Here is a 16687-nt window from a genome sequence, read left to right on the forward strand (position 1 = left end):
TTTTTTACGTTGGTCTGTTCAGCCCTGTCTTGGGGGCCGCTGGCGGTGCGCTTTTATACCAGGCACCAGAATTTCCAGGAGATAACGCATGCCTGAATTGCCTGAGGTTGAAACCAGTCGGCGGGGAATTTCGCCCTATCTGGTGGGCCATACGATCCTTTATGCCGAAGTGCGCAACGCCCGTTTGCGCTGGCCGGTTTCCAGCGAGATTTTATCCCTTAGCGATCGGGTCGTTCTGGGGGTGCATCGGCGCGCCAAATATCTGCTGATTGAATTAACCGGCGGGTGGATCATTGTTCATCTGGGCATGTCCGGCAGCCTGCGTATCCTGCCCGAGTACATCGAACCGGGTAAACACGATCACGTTGATTTGGTGATGGATAGCGGCAAGGTGCTGCGCTATACCGATCCCCGCCGTTTCGGCGCCTGGCTATGGACAAACACCCTGCAGGAGAGCACGGTGCTGGCTCATTTGGGGCCGGAGCCGCTGAGTGATGATTTTTCCCCTGACTATCTGTACCAGAAATCACGCGGCAGGAAGACGCGGGTTAAGTTGTGGATTATGGATAATAAAGTGGTGGTTGGCGTGGGGAACATCTATGCCAGCGAATCCCTGTTCGCGGCGGGCATCGACCCGGACCGAGCGGCCGGCTCCCTAAGCGAGGCCGAGACGGCGCGACTGGCGGAAACCATCAAGCAGGTGCTGCAGCGCTCCATTGAGCAGGGCGGGACAACGCTGCGTGATTTTCTGCAATCAGACGGCAAGCCGGGATATTTTGCCCAGGAGCTGCAGGTTTACGGCCGTACCGGCGAGCCTTGCCGGGTTTGCGGCGCGCCGATACAAATAGCCAAACACGGTCAGCGCAGCACGTTTTTTTGCCGGGTCTGTCAGCGATGATTGACGTTGTACCGTCATATTTCAGGCTGCGGAGATGCCGGTATTTTTCACGCTATTGCGTATAGATTAATTAAGTATTTTATTTATTATTGCCAGCTTAGGGATTGATATGTTTTTTTTCAAAAAGGTAAGACATAAAAAAGAGATTAATCGCATATTAGTTATTCGTATAGATTTTCTTGGTGATATGGTATGTACAACATCGTTATTGCGTGACTTGAAAAAACGCTGGCCCGATTCGGAACTCCATGTACTGGCTAACAAATATAATGCGCCCATTCTGGATGATAATCCGGACGTCGCTAAGATACATTATTATGTCTATTCAAAAAAGTATGAAAAAAATATCAATCCCGGATTTTTAAATGCCATGCTTGATAAGGTAAAGTTGATTTTTACCTTAAGAAAAATAAATTTTGATTTGCTGGTTATTCCCAATGGCGGAGTGAATAAAAACTCAGTTCAGTTCGCCAATTTACTGAATGTCAGAGATGCGCGCTGGCATAATGAAAAAACCGGATTTGACGATCGGAATCAGTCGCATATTGCCACCAGGCCGATGAAGCACGAGGTGCTTTCAGGCTATGAACTCGTGCCAGAGCTGGGTAAAGTCGATATTGATCAGCTGAATTTATATGTTTATCCGAATGAACTGCTTATCAAAAAGTGGGGAGAGCGGTTAGGCGACAAGATTAGCCCGCGAATCGGATTCTTTATTTCCAATAAAAGTCCGGCGCGAAAACTCTCATGGGATAAGTGGAGTGAGCTGATTGGGAAATTAGGGAATGATACGGAAATTATTATTTTCCATGCTCCTAACGACCGGCCCGCGCAGGAACAGCTGTCCGGTAAGCGCGCTCGCTGCGTATCAACTGATACGGTAGCCGATTTAGTCTCGGTGATGAGCTATCTGGATATCGTTGTCTCGGCTGATAGCGCTCCGGTGCATCTTGCCTCTGCATTGAAAATACCCGTTGTGGCGTTATTTGAGTCCCGGCCTGAGAAGTATTTACGCTGGTATCCCATCGGCGTGGATAATATCCTTCTTCATGAAGGAAAAATTGTCGATGATATTTCCGTTGCCTCGATAGAACGGGCGATAGTTACGCTGTTAAATAAATCGCAGCAATAAAACGTACCGGTATGCGAACTGTTTCGCTACCGCAGTTTATCGTTTAATGCGTCGGCAATCGGCCCGGGCAGGAAAGGGGAAACATCGCCGCCGTGACGGGCCACTTCCTTGACCAGAGAAGAGGAAATAAACGACCACTCTTCGGAAGGCATCAGGAATACGCTTTCCAGCGTCGGCATCAGGTGGTGATTCATTTTCGCCAGCTGAAGTTCGTACTCGAAATCGGCAACGGCGCGCAATCCCCGCACCAGAATGGTGGCTTGTTGGCTTTGCGCGAAATGCGCCATCAGCTCGCTAAAGCCGACGACTTCCACGTTCGGCAGGTGCCGGGTGACTTCCTGCGCCAGCGCCACGCGCTCGTCAAGGGTAAATAAGGTCTTTTTGCTCGGGCTGGCGGCCACCGCCAGCACCAGATGGTCGAACAGGCGCGATGCGCGGGTCAGTAAATCCAGGTGACCGTTGGTTAGCGGATCGAAAGTGCCGGGGTAAATCGCTTTGGTCGTCATGCTTCCTTCGCTCCTGTGCTCAAAACCGCTGCCAGTTAGTGGATGCGGGGTGGCAGATAAGGCGCCAGCAACGAGAGCAACTTCTGCAGGGCTCCCTGATTCTGATGCAACACCTCGACGGCATGCCTGCCATAATAGCGGCGGTAGTCCTCATCGGCGAGCAGATTCCCCACTTCCTTGGTCAGCGAGGCCGTATCGGTAACGGTAATCAGACCATCCGCCTGCTCAAGTTTGTTGCAGATATCTTTAAAGTTGAAGGTATGCGGCCCCATCAGAACGGGGATGGCATGCGCCGCGGCTTCGAGCGGGTTGTGTCCGCCTCGTTCAACCAGGCTGCCGCCGACAAATGCCAGATCGGCAATGCCGTATAGCAACATCAATTCGCCCATGGTATCGCCGATAACAACCTGCGTCTTGGCCGAGGGTTGCTCGCCGCTGCTGCGCAGGGTGTAGGTGAAACCTGAACTTTGCGTCAGCGCCTGGGTGGCCGCGAATCGTTCCGGGTGCCGGGGCACCAGGATAAGCAGCAAATCCGGGTAGGTCGCCAATAGCTGCCGATGCGCGGCTAACACGATGGCTTCCTCGCCTTCGTGGGTGCTGGTGGCGATCCATACCGGGCGGTGCGGCGCCCACTGACGCCGCAGCGTCACCGCGCGGGCCGCCAGCTCCGGGGTAACGGAAATATCGAACTTGAGGCTGCCGGTAACCGTCAGACTCGATCGTTTCAAGCCGAGATCGATAAAACGTTCCCCGTCTTCCTGATTTTGCGCGGCAACCAGGGTGATGCGCTGTAGAATGCGGCGCGTCAGACTGCCTATTTTTTTATAGCCGGCCGCTGAGCGCGCGGAGAGGCGCGCGTTGGCGATCACCAGGGGAATGTTGCGTTTATGCAGCTCGGCGATCAGGTTGGGCCACAGTTCGGTTTCCATGATGATCACCACTTTGGGACGCACCTGATTAAAAAAACGTCGCAGAGCAAAGGGCAAATCGTAAGGCAGATAGACGTGGTAGACCGAATCGCCGAAAGCGGAACGCACGCGCTCCGAACCGGTTGGCGTCATGGTGGTGACGGTTATCGGCAGATTAGGGTAACGATGACGCAGCGCCCTGACCAGCGGAATGGCCGCCAGCGTTTCTCCCACAGACACGGAATGCAGCATGATGCCATCCGGCCGCACTTTCTCGGCGCAAAATCCATAGCGCTCGCTCCAGCGCCTGCGGTAAGCCGGCGCTTTGCGACCGCGAATCCACAGTCGGATCCATATCAGTGGCTGGATAAGGTACAGAAGAACGGTGTAAAGGGCTTGTAACATTGGTCTTGGCTATTATTGGTTATCGCTGGAGGGGGATTTTATCGGGTTAAGCAGGATAAGGCTAATTGTAAAACAGAGGACCGGTATTTCTCGCGCTGATGCCGGGTATTCAATATCTTCCTTAAGAGGTGAAAACTACAATATGGCACTTATGGTTACCATAATGGCGTTAAAATGATAAATACAGGTTTCATATTGATTGTTTACAGAAAAATAGGTGAGCACTATACTTATCAAAATACGCCAATTTGGTAACAATAATGACCACAGAAAAAAACCATCAAAAGCGCAGTGCAGTCGTCTTTCCCAAGAATCAAAAAATTCTTTCTCAACTGGGAGAAAACATAAAGCTCGCCTGTAAACGACGGAAATATACGCAAGTCATGATCTCGGAAAGGACGGGTCTCAGCCGTCTTACCATTCGCAAAATCGAGCAGGGTGATCCAAAGGTGTCAATGGGTCACTATGTTGCTGTACTCAGCGTACTAGGGTTGGTGGAGGATTTGACCAGAGTGGCCAGTGACGATGAGTTGGGTCGTAAGCTTCAAGACATTGAACTTCTGAATAAATAGAAAGGAAAACAACAATGAATACCGAAGTCTATGTTTTTGCTGACTGGCAGGATTTTACCGAACCTATGCGGATAGGCAAACTGCGATCGGACATGATAAAAGGCAGAGAGCATTTTAGCTTCAGCTATGATGTCGTATGGCTCCATTCCCCCTTATGTACAAAAAATTGATCCGGACTTGGAGTTATATACCGGGGACCAACATAGCCAAGCTTTGGGCGCGGTAGAGTTAGCGTCAACGGTTCCCTACGTCGGCTATTTCGTGTGGCCTAAAACGATTCCTTTATCCTGTTTATGCAACTTTAACGTTGCCATGTTTATAAAAACAATGAATGAGTTGTACTATGATTTTTTACAACTATTATGTTGTTTGTGAATAAAAAAACAATGAATATATTATTTAAGGTGCGGGATGAAAAAGGCGAGAACGCTATGGCCCGAGCAATTAACGACTCTGCCCATGTTAGACGAACATAAAATCGCACTGCAAATACATTGGCAACATCTGCATAACGATTTCCGTATTAAATGTTGAGACATCAAGTGAAAGCACATGCCAAAGGTATACAAGGCTTCTCTCATCAATAAAAACCAAATGGATGATGACGAGTGAATAATGGGTGAATATCAATACTATCGATTTGAGCGTCAGGATGGCGTTTTGTCTCCCGAGCAACGACGTCAGCTACGGACTTTCTCAAGCCGAGCCGAGATCGACTCGAGCGCCTTTACGGTTTATTACCATTATGGCGACTTAAAAGCAGACCCCGGTAAACTGATGATGAAGTATTTTGATATCGGTTTTTATTACGCCAATTGGGGGCAGGTGATTGCCTATCTGAAATTACCCTTTGGCACGCTGCCACAGGAATTTATGGCGATAGACGATGACGTCATGGTTTCCATTACAGAAGATAAAGACTATCAGCTACTCACGTTTTCTCTGGATGAAGATGAACGCTATCGACAGGATGAAGACGCGGAGGCATTTCTTTCACATTTAAGTGCATTGCGCGCCGAATTGCTGGCGGGGGATTATCGCGTCTTATATTTACCTTGGTTGAGTCGAGCTTATGACGGTGAGGATCTGGATAAACTACCGTTAATCGCGTTCGACTTTAACAAATTAACCGAGGCGCAATTGGCATTCGCTGAACTTTTCAATATCCCGTTAGAAGCGGTCAGAGCCTTGAGCATGCTGTTGAAATCCTCACCGCTGATCGTTGTTGATACGAAAGCGCTTTCCCCTGAACAGCAGGTGGCAGAGCTATCTCCCGCCGATAAAGACCGATTGTTGTGTCTGCTTTTTGAACAAGGTCGGTTAGCACTGCCCCAGGTACGCGCTTTGCTCCGAAACCCACGGGAAAAGCAGGATTACCAATATTGGCTGAATACCTTATCGTTACAGGAATATTGGCAGTTAGCCAGTGATGAAATAAATCAGGAACAGCTCGCGGCTGAAGAAAAACGCCAGGCTCAAGAGCAGCTTGAAAGACGTATACGGCTGAATGCGGTTTTTGCGGCACGGACAGCATACTGGGACGATGTGATAACGCATACGCAGCAAGGATATGCCAGTGGGTATGACCAGGCTGCTTCTATTCTGCGAGAGTTATTTGATGCTTATCAGATTAATGAAGCCTTGGCGGAATTTATTTCCCCCTACCTAAGTTTTATCGAGCAGCATAAAAAACGAAAGGCGTTGCTCAGACGGCTGGAGTCGCTGAGTCAAAAAGTTGTGGCGGGCAAGCTTTAACCCTGAGCTTATTCCTGGTTCGATATAACGCCATTAACAAATGGATATTGAAAGCATAATAAAAAGAATTAAATAAACGCATCCGCCGGCACGTTAAAACGCAAAGAGAGAGCTTTGATGTGCTGAACGGTTAATGCGCGGCGCCCGCTGAGAATATTGCTCACGTTGGATTTGGAACCTAGTTCCGCAGCCAGGTCGGCCGCTTTCAAGCCGTACTGATCCATAATAGTACGTACAACCGCAACGCCATTCTGAATATTATCTAACCGCAGGTTCATTGCAGCGAACTCCGGCGCGGTGCTTTCATACTCGGCAATCTTGGCGGCGAGAGGCTCAAAAAGCGGATTTTCGAGGTCGTCCCGGTCGATCATGTATTCGATTAGTGCGAGCGCGTTTTTGTATTCGCTTTCGCTATACACGCCGTTCAGCAGGGGAATGTTTTTTACCGCCTGAGCGAATGCATTGATCATGCTTTCGGCACTTGCCGCATTGCTTTTATCATCATGAGTGAACGTGATATGGGTCATTCTTTGTGCTCTCTGTAGCTTTTCGTCAGTTTGTCGTATTCGGCATGGGTGACGATGTGCTTGACGAAAACTTTCTGCAATCTGTAATCAATGAAAGCCATGAGTCGCAGCGTATTGCCTGAAACATCAATAACCCACCATTTGTTCCGGTACTTGAAGTTATCCAGTGATGGGAACTGCTTCCTCATTTCATCCGGGCTGGTAAACGTCTGTTTTTCCAAAATGCTCAGCAAGTCAAAAAGTGCTGTGGCGCTGTTTGGATATTTCAATGCTGCCTCGTTGAATGGCAGCCTGCTAATTACATGCAATTTGGCGCTTCCCTGCCGTTATTTTCATCTTGAAAACAGTATGCGCCCAATGTTTAATCTTTTCAAGATGAAAACAAAACGCATCGACTCGCACTTGGTTAACCTTTTGGGAGCCAACAACCTCGACGCTGACCGAATGGTAGCGCTCACAGCAAGAAAAGGCGCCGGCGCGCCCAACTCCGTTTAGCGAACGCCCGGTGATGCGCCGTACGCCAGCGAGTCCGCGCCGATTTCGGCGATGGATTTGGCCCCGGTCAGCGTCATCGCCACGCGCATCTCTTTTTCGATCAGACTCAGCAGGTTGACCACGCCCGCCTCTCCCGCGGCCGCCAGCGCATAGACAAAGGCGCGTCCCAGCAGCACGCCGTCCGCGCCCAGCGCAATCATGCGCACCACGTCCAGCCCGGTGCGAATGCCGGAATCCGCCAGAATGGTGATGTCGCCTTTCACCGCGTCGGCGATCGCCGGCAAGGCGTGCGCCGTCGACAGCACGCCGTCGAGCTGGCGGCCGCCATGGTTGGAAACCACAATGCCATCCGCCCCGAATTTCACCGCCTCTCTGGCGTCCTCCGGGTCGAGAATGCCTTTGATGATCATCGGGCCGGTCCAGAATTCACGGATCCACGCCAAATCTTGCCACGAAATGGAGGGATCGAAGTTCGCGCCCAGCCAGCCGATATAATTCTCCAGCGTGGTCGGTTTCCCGCGATAGACGGAGACGTTGCCGAGATCGTGCGGTTTGCCGTTCAGGCCGACGTCCCACGCCCACCGCGGATGCGTCACCGCCTGCCATAAACGGCGGGCCGATGCATTCGGGCCGCTCATCCCGGAGTGCGCATCGCGATAACGCGCTCCCGGCACCGGCATATCCACGGTAAAGACCAGCGTCTTCACGCCCGCCGCCTGCGCGCGCTCCAGCGCGTTGCGCATAAAACCACGATCTTTCAATACGTAAAGCTGAAACCACATGGGCCGGTCGATGGCGGGCGCCACTTCCTCGATGGGGCAGACCGAGACGGTGGACAAGGTAAACGGAATGCCTTTTTGCGCCGCCGCGCGCGCGGCCTGCACTTCGCCGCGTCGGGCGTACATGCCGGTCAGTCCCACGGGGGCCAGAACCACCGGCATCGCCAGCTTCTCGCCGAATAACTGCGTCTCCAGACTTAGCTCGGACATGTTTTTCAGTATGCGCTGGCGCAGCGCGATATCGGCCAGATCGGCGGTATTGCGTCTGAGGGTATGCTCGTTATACGCGCCGCCGTCAATGTAGTGAAACAGAAACGGCGGCAGCCTGCGCTGCGCCGCCGCGCGGTAGTCCGTTGAAGCGGAAATGATCATCGTGGTTTCTCGTTATCTTTTTCTTGGGTTAACGGCATGACCTTTAATGGAATTGCAGATAAGCCACGTGCGTTTGCAGATATTCCTGCAGGCCGTGTTTACCGTCGGCGCCGCCGACGCCCGATTTACGCCACCCCGCATGGAAACCCTGCATCGCCTCGAAATTCTCGCGATTGATATAGGTTTCGCCGAATTTCAGCTGCTTCAGCGCCTGCATCGCGGTGTTGATATTTTGCGTATAGATCGACGACGTCAGGCCGTATTCGCTATCGTTGGCCATGGCGATCGCCTCTTCCAGCGTGGCGAATGTCGCCACCGGGAGCACCGGGCCGAACACCTCTTCATGCATAATCGGCATCTCCTGTTTAACGTCCACCAGCAGCGTCGGCGGGTAAAAATAACCAATGCCGCCTGCGCGCTGGCCGCCGAGCAACACTTTCGCCCCCTGCGACACGGCTTTCGCCACTTTGTCCTCCACCCGCTGCAACGCCGCCTCGCTGATCAACGGCCCCATATCCAGCTCTTTTTGCTGCGCGGTATCGCCAAAGGTCACTTGCTTCATCGCCTCGCTAAGGCGGGAGATAAATTCGGGGTACACCTCTTGCTGCACGTAAACGCGCTCCGCGCAGTTGCACACCTGCCCGCTGTTGATGACGCGGGAGCTGACAATGGCCTTCACCGCCAGATCCAGATCGGCGTCATTCATCACGATAGCCGGCGCTTTGCCGCCCAGTTCCAGCGACACTTTGGTGACGTTCTGCGCCGCGGCGGTCATGGTGGCGATGCCCGCGGCGACGCTGCCGGTCAGACTGACCATGCCGACCTTCGGGTTAGCGGCCAGCTCTTGTCCCACGGTGGGGCCGAAGCCGGTGACGATGTTCAGTACGCCCTTGGGCAGACCGATGTTATGAACGATCTCGGCGAAGATTATCGCGTTGTTGGGCGTAATTTCACTGGGCTTGATAACGATGGTATTGCCGGTGATCAGCGCCGGCGCGGCCTTGCGGGCGATCAGGAAGAACGGAAAATTCCACGGCAGAATACCGGTGGTGACGCCGATGGCTTTGCGGAACACAAAAATGTTCTCGTTCGGGCGGTCGCTCTGGATGATTTCCCCTTCGTAACGACGCGCCCATTCCGCCATATAATCCAGATAATCGGCGGTGAACAACACTTCGGTCTGCGCCAGCGCGTGGGTTTTTCCGCCTTCGGCGATAATGGTGTCCGTCAGTTCGGCGGCACGCCTGCGGATGCCGTCGGCGATTTTATGCAGCCAGACGCCGCGCTCTACCGCCGGCAGCGCTTCCCAGCCGGGCTGGGCGATTTCTGCCGCGTCAATGGCTCTTTTGGCATCGTCCGTCGTGCCTTCCGGGATCTGCGAAATCACCTGCTCGGTCGCCGGATTCACCACGTCAATCCACTTCCCGCTGCGGTTTTCGACAAATTCACCGTTGATGTACATATGCTTCTGAATGGTGGTCATGTAAACAGTCTCCAAAGTCAGGATGGCGTTGATGAACGGAATGTTAATAAGTTGGTTCTTTTTTGTAATATTTTAGCATCCTGCTCTCTCCGGCAGACTTTTACCTTTGCGTGACTGCCATTTAACGTCGGGAAATGGCAAAAATTTCATGGTCGCCCCGTTTGATGTAACATTTTTGCAAATTTTCGCGGCAGGGAGCGGTGTGAGGGACACTTATCGGCAGCCCATTCCTGATGGCAATATCATCGGGTTAGCAATGAATAAGTTCCCTATTTTTCGTGGGATATAGTCTGTGCGGTGGGAGATAATGCATTTGCATTGGTAATGAAGATGCATTACTTTAAACGGCAGATAGCGGAGGAGCCAATATTATGGCTGCACTAACTGAACTTAAACCGGTGGATATCTGCGAATCAAAAATCACGGAACGTGGGCAGACCACCATTCCGGCCACGATCCTGCGTACCCTGAATTTAAAAAAAGGCGTGGATCGTATTCAGTACCGCGTATTGCCGAACGGCGATGTATTGATTCCCCGTAAAAACGATGACGAGGCCGACCCCGTTATTGGTCGTTTTCTTGAATTCCTGGCTCGTGATATCGCGGCCAATCCGGCCACATCGCTTCAGCCGTTATCTGCTGAACTGGTGGATCGCATCGGTGGGCTTGTCGCCGGTGTGGAATGGGGAGATCTGGATTCACCATTATCGGATGATGAGGATTGATAATGTATGGACGGGAAAACATATAATATCAACGGATGGTATGTTCTGGCGCACCCGCTGTTTATTCGGCAGTTGGAGGAATTGAGGAAGGAGGTTGAAAAATTAAAGGCGGAAAGCCCGGATGGCTATAAAGTTATTGCAGGTTTTTTTATTTACGATAGTAAAAGTGGGTTGGTTTTATATTATTATTTATTTTAAATTTTGATCTTGGATGTTTTTTATATAGTGCGCATTGAATAATGCTTAACATGTTTTTTATCGAGCATTTCGCTTTTAAAGCGTACTTAATCGCATAAATAATGTTTCTTATAACATTTGATTTATTGCCATTGTTTATTCTTCGTAATATCTTCCCATATCCATGTTCCAATTTTGCTGATTCTTTCATAGAGTGAAATTCAATGCCTGCACCAGACATATCATGGTATATCTTTCCTATGCACTTCCCTTTTACAAAATCAAAATCTTTTAATCTTTCTAAAAAATCATGATCGATCCAATAAAATGCATATTGTTCATTAAATATAAATCCATGCTTTTCTAGTATCTGATGAATTAACTTGGAGGAAAATGATAAACCTGATGAACAAGTAAAAATGGCATTAGCATTAAAATCACCAAGTTGAACAAAATCAGTATTAACCCTTGCTGTGTTATAAACGGGACTGCTTTTTATATTGTTTTTATTTGATAAATATATTTCTGGACAAATAAGGTCAAAGTCTTCGTTTTTTATTATATTTTGGAAGAAGCATTTATTTATACGTGTATCCTGATCAAATATCGATATAAATTCGTAATCTGATTTTTTAATGAAATAGTTATATATTTTGCTTAATGAAATGTTTCTCGTATCTTGATAAATTTCCGATGTGATTCCTTTTTGTGCGCAACTGTTAATATAATTATCTATGTCATTGTTATCTAACAGGTATTTACCATTATTCCATATTAATAATTTTAATTCCGCACCAGAAAGATCTGACTTAAAGATCGAATTTATAGTCAGTGAGTCCTCGAGTTTAGAGTTATATAAAACTACAACCGCATTTAATTTTATAGGATTCATAATCTTTGTCTGATAGCGTTGGCTTTAATGCTTCATAATTCACACTTTGAGTGAGCGGTATATAATGCCTTGGTGTATTTAAGACGTTGTATTTATTTTATTAATATATTGATTTTCATATATTGATAATATCGTCACCATTTTTATTTTGAATCTCATGTGTGAGTGCGGTTTTTTTATCTATTTCGATTTTTGAACGCGGATGAATATTATTCATAGTAAAAATAAGTAAGTTTTTCATCCTGTGAAAATCTATTTTCCCTCTCAAAAAATCTCTTAGATAAATGTATATAGTGCTTGCTTTTGATTTTTTTTGATATTCGTTTCTGATAAACGATTTAAGATAAAAAATTTCCATTAGGCGGAAGCTATTTTTTTTGTTTTCCGGGCTAAACATGGCAAAGGAGTGGCCAATAGAATTAGCACAATATATATCCAGTGGTTTATTATTCTCAGTCATTATATTGATTATTCTGAATAGATCACTATCAATACCATAAAATGCCAGTTTTTCCTCGAAAACATAGCCCCTGAACGCCATTATCTTATCAATACCCTGTTTAGATAAAGCAAGACCTGACATCACCGAGTCTATTTTCATCCCGACCTTACCTTCATCGATCATAAGATTGATATCACCATAAAGATGAGGATCGGTTTGTACGCTAATCCCATTCTTTTCCGCGATGATTTTGGGTGTAACAATATCAGCACCATGATGGGTTGCTATTTTCGTATAATAATCGATTGGTAAATGAGAATCTTGATCCAGAATGGTAATGAAATCAAATTTTTCATTGTTAATGAAAAAATTATAAATTTTCGATAAGGATAAGTTTCTGATATCCTGATATATTTTTACATTAAAGCCGTTTTCTGTACATCTTGATAAGAAGTCTGAGATATCATTTTCCTGCAACAATGAAGGACCATTATTCCAAACGCAAATATTTAGCTTTATATTTTCAAGTTTACATTTTAAGAGACTTTTCAGCGTATCAGAATCTTTTAGCGCTGAATTATAAATTATTACAACAGATGTTATATTCATATTATGGTTGCCGGAAATTTCACTTTGGGATTATTCTTTATTACTTTACTCTAATGTATTTTATTCTACTGACTATCCCGTTTATAAGTTTCCCTTTTCTAAATTCATGTTTTGATTTTTTCTTCCACTGGATAGGCGTTACCGCTTTGGTAAGTGGAATATCTCGCCAGGTTGATTGTTCATAAGCTTGTCCAAAGAAAACGGTTGAGGGATATTGCCCCCACTCGTTCCACGGTTTTGTGGTGCCTACATAGTGAATAAAAACGCTTTCATCATTGATGATTTTTTTATAAGCCTGATGCGTCTTGTCTTTTAGTTCACTTTTAATACTGTAGATGCAGTTGAATTTTCTAGGGAGAATAATGGTCTTCCCGTATAGAAGTATGTTAAGCGCATCTTGATCTGGGTATCTAAGCGCCGTGTTTTCTTTGATAAATGAGATTGTCTTTTGTGTTAATTGATTAAGTTCCCAGTTTTTTAAATTAGTAAACATAACGCCTGAATTGAAGTAATGCTCTTTTATTTCTGGTTTTCCTAATCGAATAGCGCACTGCTCTTGCGTTGCAGTAATATCAGGCACAATTGCACAGATAGAAGAGTTAAATTCAAGCTTTGATAATTCTTCAATACTGCCCTTGCACATCACATCGGCATCTAAATATAACAAAGAATCAATAGTGCTGCTTAAATAATCAAAAGCGATAAGTCTGAAGTAGGCAGAACATGGCCATCTATTTTGAGGAAGGTCATCTAACTGTTTGGTATTTACTTTGTATATATGAATGTTGATATGAAATTTATCAGCCATAGACTTGAATCTATGAGTGACATCATCATTGATGTAGTCAGTGAAAAAGTGAAAGGATAAAGGTATATCATTATTAATGACAATCGATGTTGCAGAAATCGCCGCGCCAAAAATAAAGTTCTTATCTATGCCGTAGGCAACGTTAAAAAAAGCATCATCGGTATTATTACCTATGATTTCTATAGTTTTTTCGATGATGATTTCTTTATTGAAATACATTTTTTTCTCTTGAATATTATCGTGTAAATAGCTTCTTCTTGAAGTATTTAAGGTAAGTAATAAACGATGAAAGCACCTTTTTTTTATGGAAGTAATGCTTGGCGCAATATCTGAGTTGATTTGCAGAGGTTGCCTTTTCCAAAGGCACATCTTTCCATGGAGAATGCTCTTTAGCGGTATAAAAATAACGAGAGCTGGCGTATTCCGCCCATTCATTCCAAGGCTTTGTTGGTCCAATATAGTGAATAAAAATGGTGTTATCGTTTATAGGATGAGGATAATTTTCATCACTTTTACATTTTAATTCATAGTTGATGCTGAACTGTGTATTATATTTTTTATCAAGAAAAAGAACATGCTCATGCAGCAGGATATTAAGAATATCCTGGTCAGGAAAGGATACCCTTTTGGCAGTATCTTTATCTGTCAGCATCGTCATCGTTTTTGTGGTGATACTGTTTTTGTGCCAGTTATTCAGATTAATCAACAAAACGCCAGAGTTGAAATAACCATTTTTAATCTCGGGAGTCTTCAGGCTACGGGCACGTTTTTCCCACCACGGACCTCCACCTTCAGCAACGGCAGCGACAATATAAGTGCTGATATCCAGATCGGCCAGCTCCTGAAGCGAACCGTTACAAACAATATCCGAATCAAGGTAGATTATTTTATCCAGCCGGTTATAAAAATAATCAGTGGCGATAAAACGGAAATAAATGGCATATGACCAATTCTTGGTGCTCGGGAGACTTTTCAACCAGTCACAGTTGACGATATATAGGGTAATCGACGTACTATATTGTTCTGCCAGTGCGTTGAATCTATCCTGGTTTTCTTGATCGAGCGTGTCAGTAAATACATGAAAAGAGAGCGGCCGCTCGCTATTCTTCAGCAGAATCGAAGCAATTGAAACTGCACAACCAAATAAGAAGTTTTTATCCGTGCCAAAAGAAATATTCAGGGCTTCTTTATCAGAATCGGAGGGTAAAAATGAGAAGCTGACAGTTTTCGTAATCACATCATCTTTTTTAAAATACATAATGAGTCCATTTTATGATTATCGGATAATCTGACGGTGAATAACTGCATTAATGATTTTTTTCATCGCCCGGTAGTAAGTATCACTATAAAAGTGGCGAATGGAGGACTTTATCTGCTCCGCTGTCGGCATAGGCTCCCGGTTTATGATGGCCTGTAATATATCGCGCAGAGAAGCCGTTGAACCGGGTGGATAGAGTTGTCCGTTAACGCCGTTTCTGATGATATCTCCTGGCCCGGAAGGGCAGTCGCTGCTGATACAGTAAATACCATAAGACATGGCTTCAAGTAGCGTCATGGGTAACCCTTCGAAAGCGGAGCTCATGACGAAGGCGGAGACGCATTTGATATTTTTTTGAATATAATCCCAGGGATCAGACTGCCACCCGTGCCAGTATACACGCTCGCCAATCCCTTGTTTTTGCGCATAGTCTTTACAAACCGCCGCATCAGAACCATCGCCGATAAAATGACATTCCCAATTGCCCGTCAGACCGGAAAGTGCGTCAAGCATATCTTTAAGGCGTTTCTGGCCTTCAAATTTAAGGCGGCCGACGTAGATAAAGATGGCATTATCGCTACTGGCAGGGCGAGGAATTACCGTCGTCTGGGGTATGACGGGGTTAAAAATCACCGAGATACGTTCGGCCGGCACGCCACGATTTATTAACTGTTGTTTGATACCAGAACTGATCGCAAGATGATGGTCAGCGGCGAGCACGCGCCCGGCGTGCTTTTTGTGATCGAGTGAATAATGGACCCATGAGATAAGCGGGATCGTTTTCTGGCTACGCTGAATGGCCTGCGAAGCGATACGACAGGAAGGCGCGTCAAAAGCGATAACGATCTCGGGGGTATTTTTCTCAATGTAACGGCGGAGCGCGTAAATATACTGCAGCCGTCTTACAAACGAGATTTTAATAGTTGAATATGCATAAACGGCGTTTTTACCCGCCAGCCAGCCTTTGTCCATTCTGTCGTCGCGACAGAGGAAATAGAGCATGTAATCGTTTTTTGTTTCCGTATCATCGCTTAGAAAACCGGTAACCTTTTGTATTACGGTTTCAATACCGCCAAAACCGGATACGGCCTCGCCAACAAACAGTACTTTCATAGTCGTGATGTTATCTTGGGTGAATTAAAGCGACTTGCGCTCGGTTCTACGTTTTATCTTCTCTGCTTTAATTTTTGCTTCGCCGAGCAGGGCTTTTTCACTTTCCAATATCTTGTTTAGCGGTTGATTAAAATAAACTTTTAGGAAATAAAAAATATCCGTTTGCGTCAACCCGATATCAAGCGACGAAAAATACAGTCCGATCAGGTCTTTATTTCGCCAGCGGGCAGGGACTTTTTTTCTTATCTGCGCGCGGTGCAAATCAATAACCGATATTTTCAGCTCGTCGCTGCCCCGCGTATAGGGCAGGTGGAGTAAAAAGTGGCAGATATAGCAATCGCGATGATTGACGCCGGCGGCGTGCATCTTGCGCACCATTTCCGCCACCCGGCGGATAATCGCTCTTTTTTCCCGCAACAGCGGGCGGCGGCGCGGCCACTCGGCGCAGTAGTCTTCCAGGCTGATCGACGGGTTAAGATCTTCCGTGATGATAAAAGAGTGGCGATGCAACGGATTTAATCCGCGCTGACCAAAACCCACGCCGCGCATGGTATCCACGCCCGCTTCAGACAGGCGGTGGATGGCATGCCACTCGCGGTCGGCGCCCAATACCGGCAGCCTGAGCGAAACCAGGTTTTTAAGCGCCTCTTTCAGCGTGGTGCCGCGGTGTATTTTGATAAAATACGACTGGTCGCCCAGGGTGAAACGCAAGGTTCGCCGGCTTTCAAGCGCCCGAAATATATCGCCGTCGAGTTTGTCGACTTCTTTAAAGGGATCTCTGTTTTTCCATAAAGAAGCGAAAGGTGGTTTTAATTCAATCATGCTGCTCAT

17 protein-coding genes are annotated in these 16687 nt (G+C 47.0%); 5 read left to right on the forward strand and 12 right to left on the reverse strand.

The genetic code is table 11. The features are described 5' to 3' along the window. The first annotated feature begins 88 nt into the window (after positions 1–88). A complete protein-coding gene (mutM, locus tag MFP24_RS18375) occupies positions 89–898 on the forward strand; it encodes a bifunctional DNA-formamidopyrimidine glycosylase/DNA-(apurinic or apyrimidinic site) lyase (RefSeq protein WP_249231725.1) in 810 nt (269 codons plus the stop codon). A gap of 145 nt (positions 899–1043) precedes the next feature. Next, complete coding sequence (locus tag MFP24_RS18380; protein ID WP_249231795.1) at positions 1044–2030, forward strand: glycosyltransferase family 9 protein; 987 nt, start codon at positions 1044–1046, stop codon at positions 2028–2030. 26 nt (positions 2031–2056) lie between these two features. On the opposite strand, the gene coaD is transcribed toward MFP24_RS18380, so the two are convergent. Beyond that, on the reverse strand, positions 2057–2536 hold the full coding sequence (gene coaD / locus MFP24_RS18385) for a pantetheine-phosphate adenylyltransferase (protein WP_249231726.1): 480 nt from the start codon (positions 2534–2536) through the stop codon (positions 2057–2059). 35 nt (positions 2537–2571) lie between these two features. Continuing rightward, on the reverse strand, positions 2572–3849 hold the full coding sequence (gene waaA, locus MFP24_RS18390) for a lipid IV(A) 3-deoxy-D-manno-octulosonic acid transferase (RefSeq protein WP_249231727.1): 1278 nt from the start codon (positions 3847–3849) through the stop codon (positions 2572–2574). 260 nt (positions 3850–4109) lie between these two features. On the opposite strand from waaA, the gene MFP24_RS18395 reads away from it, so the two are divergent. Further along, entirely contained in the window at positions 4110–4421 is a 312-nt protein-coding gene (locus MFP24_RS18395; protein ID WP_249231728.1) for a helix-turn-helix domain-containing protein, read from the forward strand. Positions 4422–5036: 615 nt separating this feature from the next. Further along, complete coding sequence (locus tag MFP24_RS18400; protein ID WP_249231729.1) at positions 5037–6176, forward strand: hypothetical protein; 1140 nt, start codon at positions 5037–5039, stop codon at positions 6174–6176. Between the two features lie 68 nt (positions 6177–6244). Here MFP24_RS18400 and MFP24_RS18405 read toward each other — a convergent pair whose 3' ends face one another. From MFP24_RS18405 to aldA, 4 genes are all read right to left on the reverse strand, one after another. Then, positions 6245–6703, reverse strand: coding sequence for a helix-turn-helix domain-containing protein (locus tag MFP24_RS18405; protein ID WP_249231730.1), 459 nt, complete (start codon positions 6701–6703; stop codon positions 6245–6247). Next, positions 6700–7011, reverse strand: a complete 312-nt coding sequence (locus tag MFP24_RS18410) for a type II toxin-antitoxin system HigB family toxin (RefSeq protein WP_249231731.1) — start codon at positions 7009–7011, stop codon at positions 6700–6702. The genes MFP24_RS18405 and MFP24_RS18410 overlap by 4 nt, the downstream gene beginning before the upstream one ends. A gap of 183 nt (positions 7012–7194) precedes the next feature. After that, complete coding sequence (gene lldD / locus MFP24_RS18415; protein WP_249231732.1) at positions 7195–8349, reverse strand: FMN-dependent L-lactate dehydrogenase LldD; 1155 nt, start codon at positions 8347–8349, stop codon at positions 7195–7197. Between the two features lie 43 nt (positions 8350–8392). Then, positions 8393–9832, reverse strand: coding sequence for an aldehyde dehydrogenase (aldA, locus tag MFP24_RS18420; RefSeq protein WP_249231733.1), 1440 nt, complete (start codon positions 9830–9832; stop codon positions 8393–8395). Between the two features lie 371 nt (positions 9833–10203). Between aldA and MFP24_RS18425 the strand changes: the two genes are divergently transcribed. After that, positions 10204–10557, forward strand: a complete 354-nt coding sequence (locus MFP24_RS18425; RefSeq protein ID WP_136164760.1) for a type II toxin-antitoxin system PrlF family antitoxin — start codon at positions 10204–10206, stop codon at positions 10555–10557. Positions 10558–10705: 148 nt separating this feature from the next. Here the strand turns inward: MFP24_RS18425 and MFP24_RS18430 are convergent, their stop codons facing one another. The 6 genes from MFP24_RS18430 to rfaP all read right to left on the reverse strand — a co-directional run bounded on the left by MFP24_RS18430 (position 10706) and on the right by rfaP (position 16678). Then, entirely contained in the window at positions 10706–11626 is a 921-nt protein-coding gene (locus tag MFP24_RS18430) for a glycosyltransferase family protein (protein WP_249231734.1), read from the reverse strand. Between the two features lie 115 nt (positions 11627–11741). Further along, positions 11742–12677: a hypothetical protein gene (locus tag MFP24_RS18435; RefSeq protein WP_249231735.1), complete on the reverse strand. Its 936-nt coding sequence runs from the start codon at positions 12675–12677 to the stop codon at positions 11742–11744. Positions 12678–12717: 40 nt separating this feature from the next. Continuing rightward, positions 12718–13704, reverse strand: a complete 987-nt coding sequence (locus MFP24_RS18440; protein ID WP_249231736.1) for a glycosyltransferase family 8 protein — start codon at positions 13702–13704, stop codon at positions 12718–12720. Between the two features lie 16 nt (positions 13705–13720). Beyond that, the gene (gene waaO / locus MFP24_RS18445; RefSeq protein ID WP_249231737.1) at positions 13721–14743 is read right to left on the reverse strand and encodes a lipopolysaccharide 3-alpha-galactosyltransferase; all 1023 of its coding nucleotides are present in this window, start codon (positions 14741–14743) and stop codon (positions 13721–13723) included. A gap of 18 nt (positions 14744–14761) precedes the next feature. Next, positions 14762–15856: a lipopolysaccharide 1,6-galactosyltransferase gene (waaB, locus tag MFP24_RS18450; protein WP_249231738.1), complete on the reverse strand. Its 1095-nt coding sequence runs from the start codon at positions 15854–15856 to the stop codon at positions 14762–14764. Between the two features lie 24 nt (positions 15857–15880). Further along, positions 15881–16678, reverse strand: a complete 798-nt coding sequence (gene rfaP, locus MFP24_RS18455) for a lipopolysaccharide core heptose(I) kinase RfaP (RefSeq protein WP_249231739.1) — start codon at positions 16676–16678, stop codon at positions 15881–15883. Positions 16679–16687 lie beyond the last annotated feature (9 nt).

It is taken from the genome of Brenneria tiliae (genome assembly GCF_023347575.1).
GTDB classification, from domain to species: Bacteria; Pseudomonadota; Gammaproteobacteria; order Enterobacterales; family Enterobacteriaceae; genus Brenneria; species Brenneria corticis.

What these genes read in the sequence shown, in the direction of transcription:
- mutM (WP_249231725.1), top strand. Translation starts at nt 89, where the DNA reads ATGCCTGAATTGCCTGAGGTTGAAACCAGTCGGCGGGGAATTTCGCCC.
- coaD (WP_249231726.1), bottom strand. Translation starts at nt 2,536, where the DNA reads ATGACGACCAAAGCGATTTACCCCGGCACTTTCGATCCGCTAACCAAC.
- waaA (WP_249231727.1), bottom strand. Translation starts at nt 3,849, where the DNA reads ATGTTACAAGCCCTTTACACCGTTCTTCTGTACCTTATCCAGCCACTG.
- MFP24_RS18395 (WP_249231728.1), top strand. Translation starts at nt 4,110, where the DNA reads ATGACCACAGAAAAAAACCATCAAAAGCGCAGTGCAGTCGTCTTTCCC.
- MFP24_RS18400 (WP_249231729.1), top strand. Translation starts at nt 5,037, where the DNA reads ATGGGTGAATATCAATACTATCGATTTGAGCGTCAGGATGGCGTTTTG.
- MFP24_RS18405 (WP_249231730.1), bottom strand. Translation starts at nt 6,703, where the DNA reads ATGACCCATATCACGTTCACTCATGATGATAAAAGCAATGCGGCAAGT.
- lldD (WP_249231732.1), bottom strand. Translation starts at nt 8,349, where the DNA reads ATGATCATTTCCGCTTCAACGGACTACCGCGCGGCGGCGCAGCGCAGG.
- aldA (WP_249231733.1), bottom strand. Translation starts at nt 9,832, where the DNA reads ATGACCACCATTCAGAAGCATATGTACATCAACGGTGAATTTGTCGAA.
- MFP24_RS18425 (WP_136164760.1), top strand. Translation starts at nt 10,204, where the DNA reads ATGGCTGCACTAACTGAACTTAAACCGGTGGATATCTGCGAATCAAAA.
- MFP24_RS18430 (WP_249231734.1), bottom strand. Translation starts at nt 11,626, where the DNA reads ATGAATCCTATAAAATTAAATGCGGTTGTAGTTTTATATAACTCTAAA.
- MFP24_RS18435 (WP_249231735.1), bottom strand. Translation starts at nt 12,677, where the DNA reads ATGAATATAACATCTGTTGTAATAATTTATAATTCAGCGCTAAAAGAT.
- MFP24_RS18440 (WP_249231736.1), bottom strand. Translation starts at nt 13,704, where the DNA reads ATGTATTTCAATAAAGAAATCATCATCGAAAAAACTATAGAAATCATA.
- waaO (WP_249231737.1), bottom strand. Translation starts at nt 14,743, where the DNA reads ATGTATTTTAAAAAAGATGATGTGATTACGAAAACTGTCAGCTTCTCA.
- waaB (WP_249231738.1), bottom strand. Translation starts at nt 15,856, where the DNA reads ATGAAAGTACTGTTTGTTGGCGAGGCCGTATCCGGTTTTGGCGGTATT.
- rfaP (WP_249231739.1), bottom strand. Translation starts at nt 16,678, where the DNA reads ATGATTGAATTAAAACCACCTTTCGCTTCTTTATGGAAAAACAGAGAT.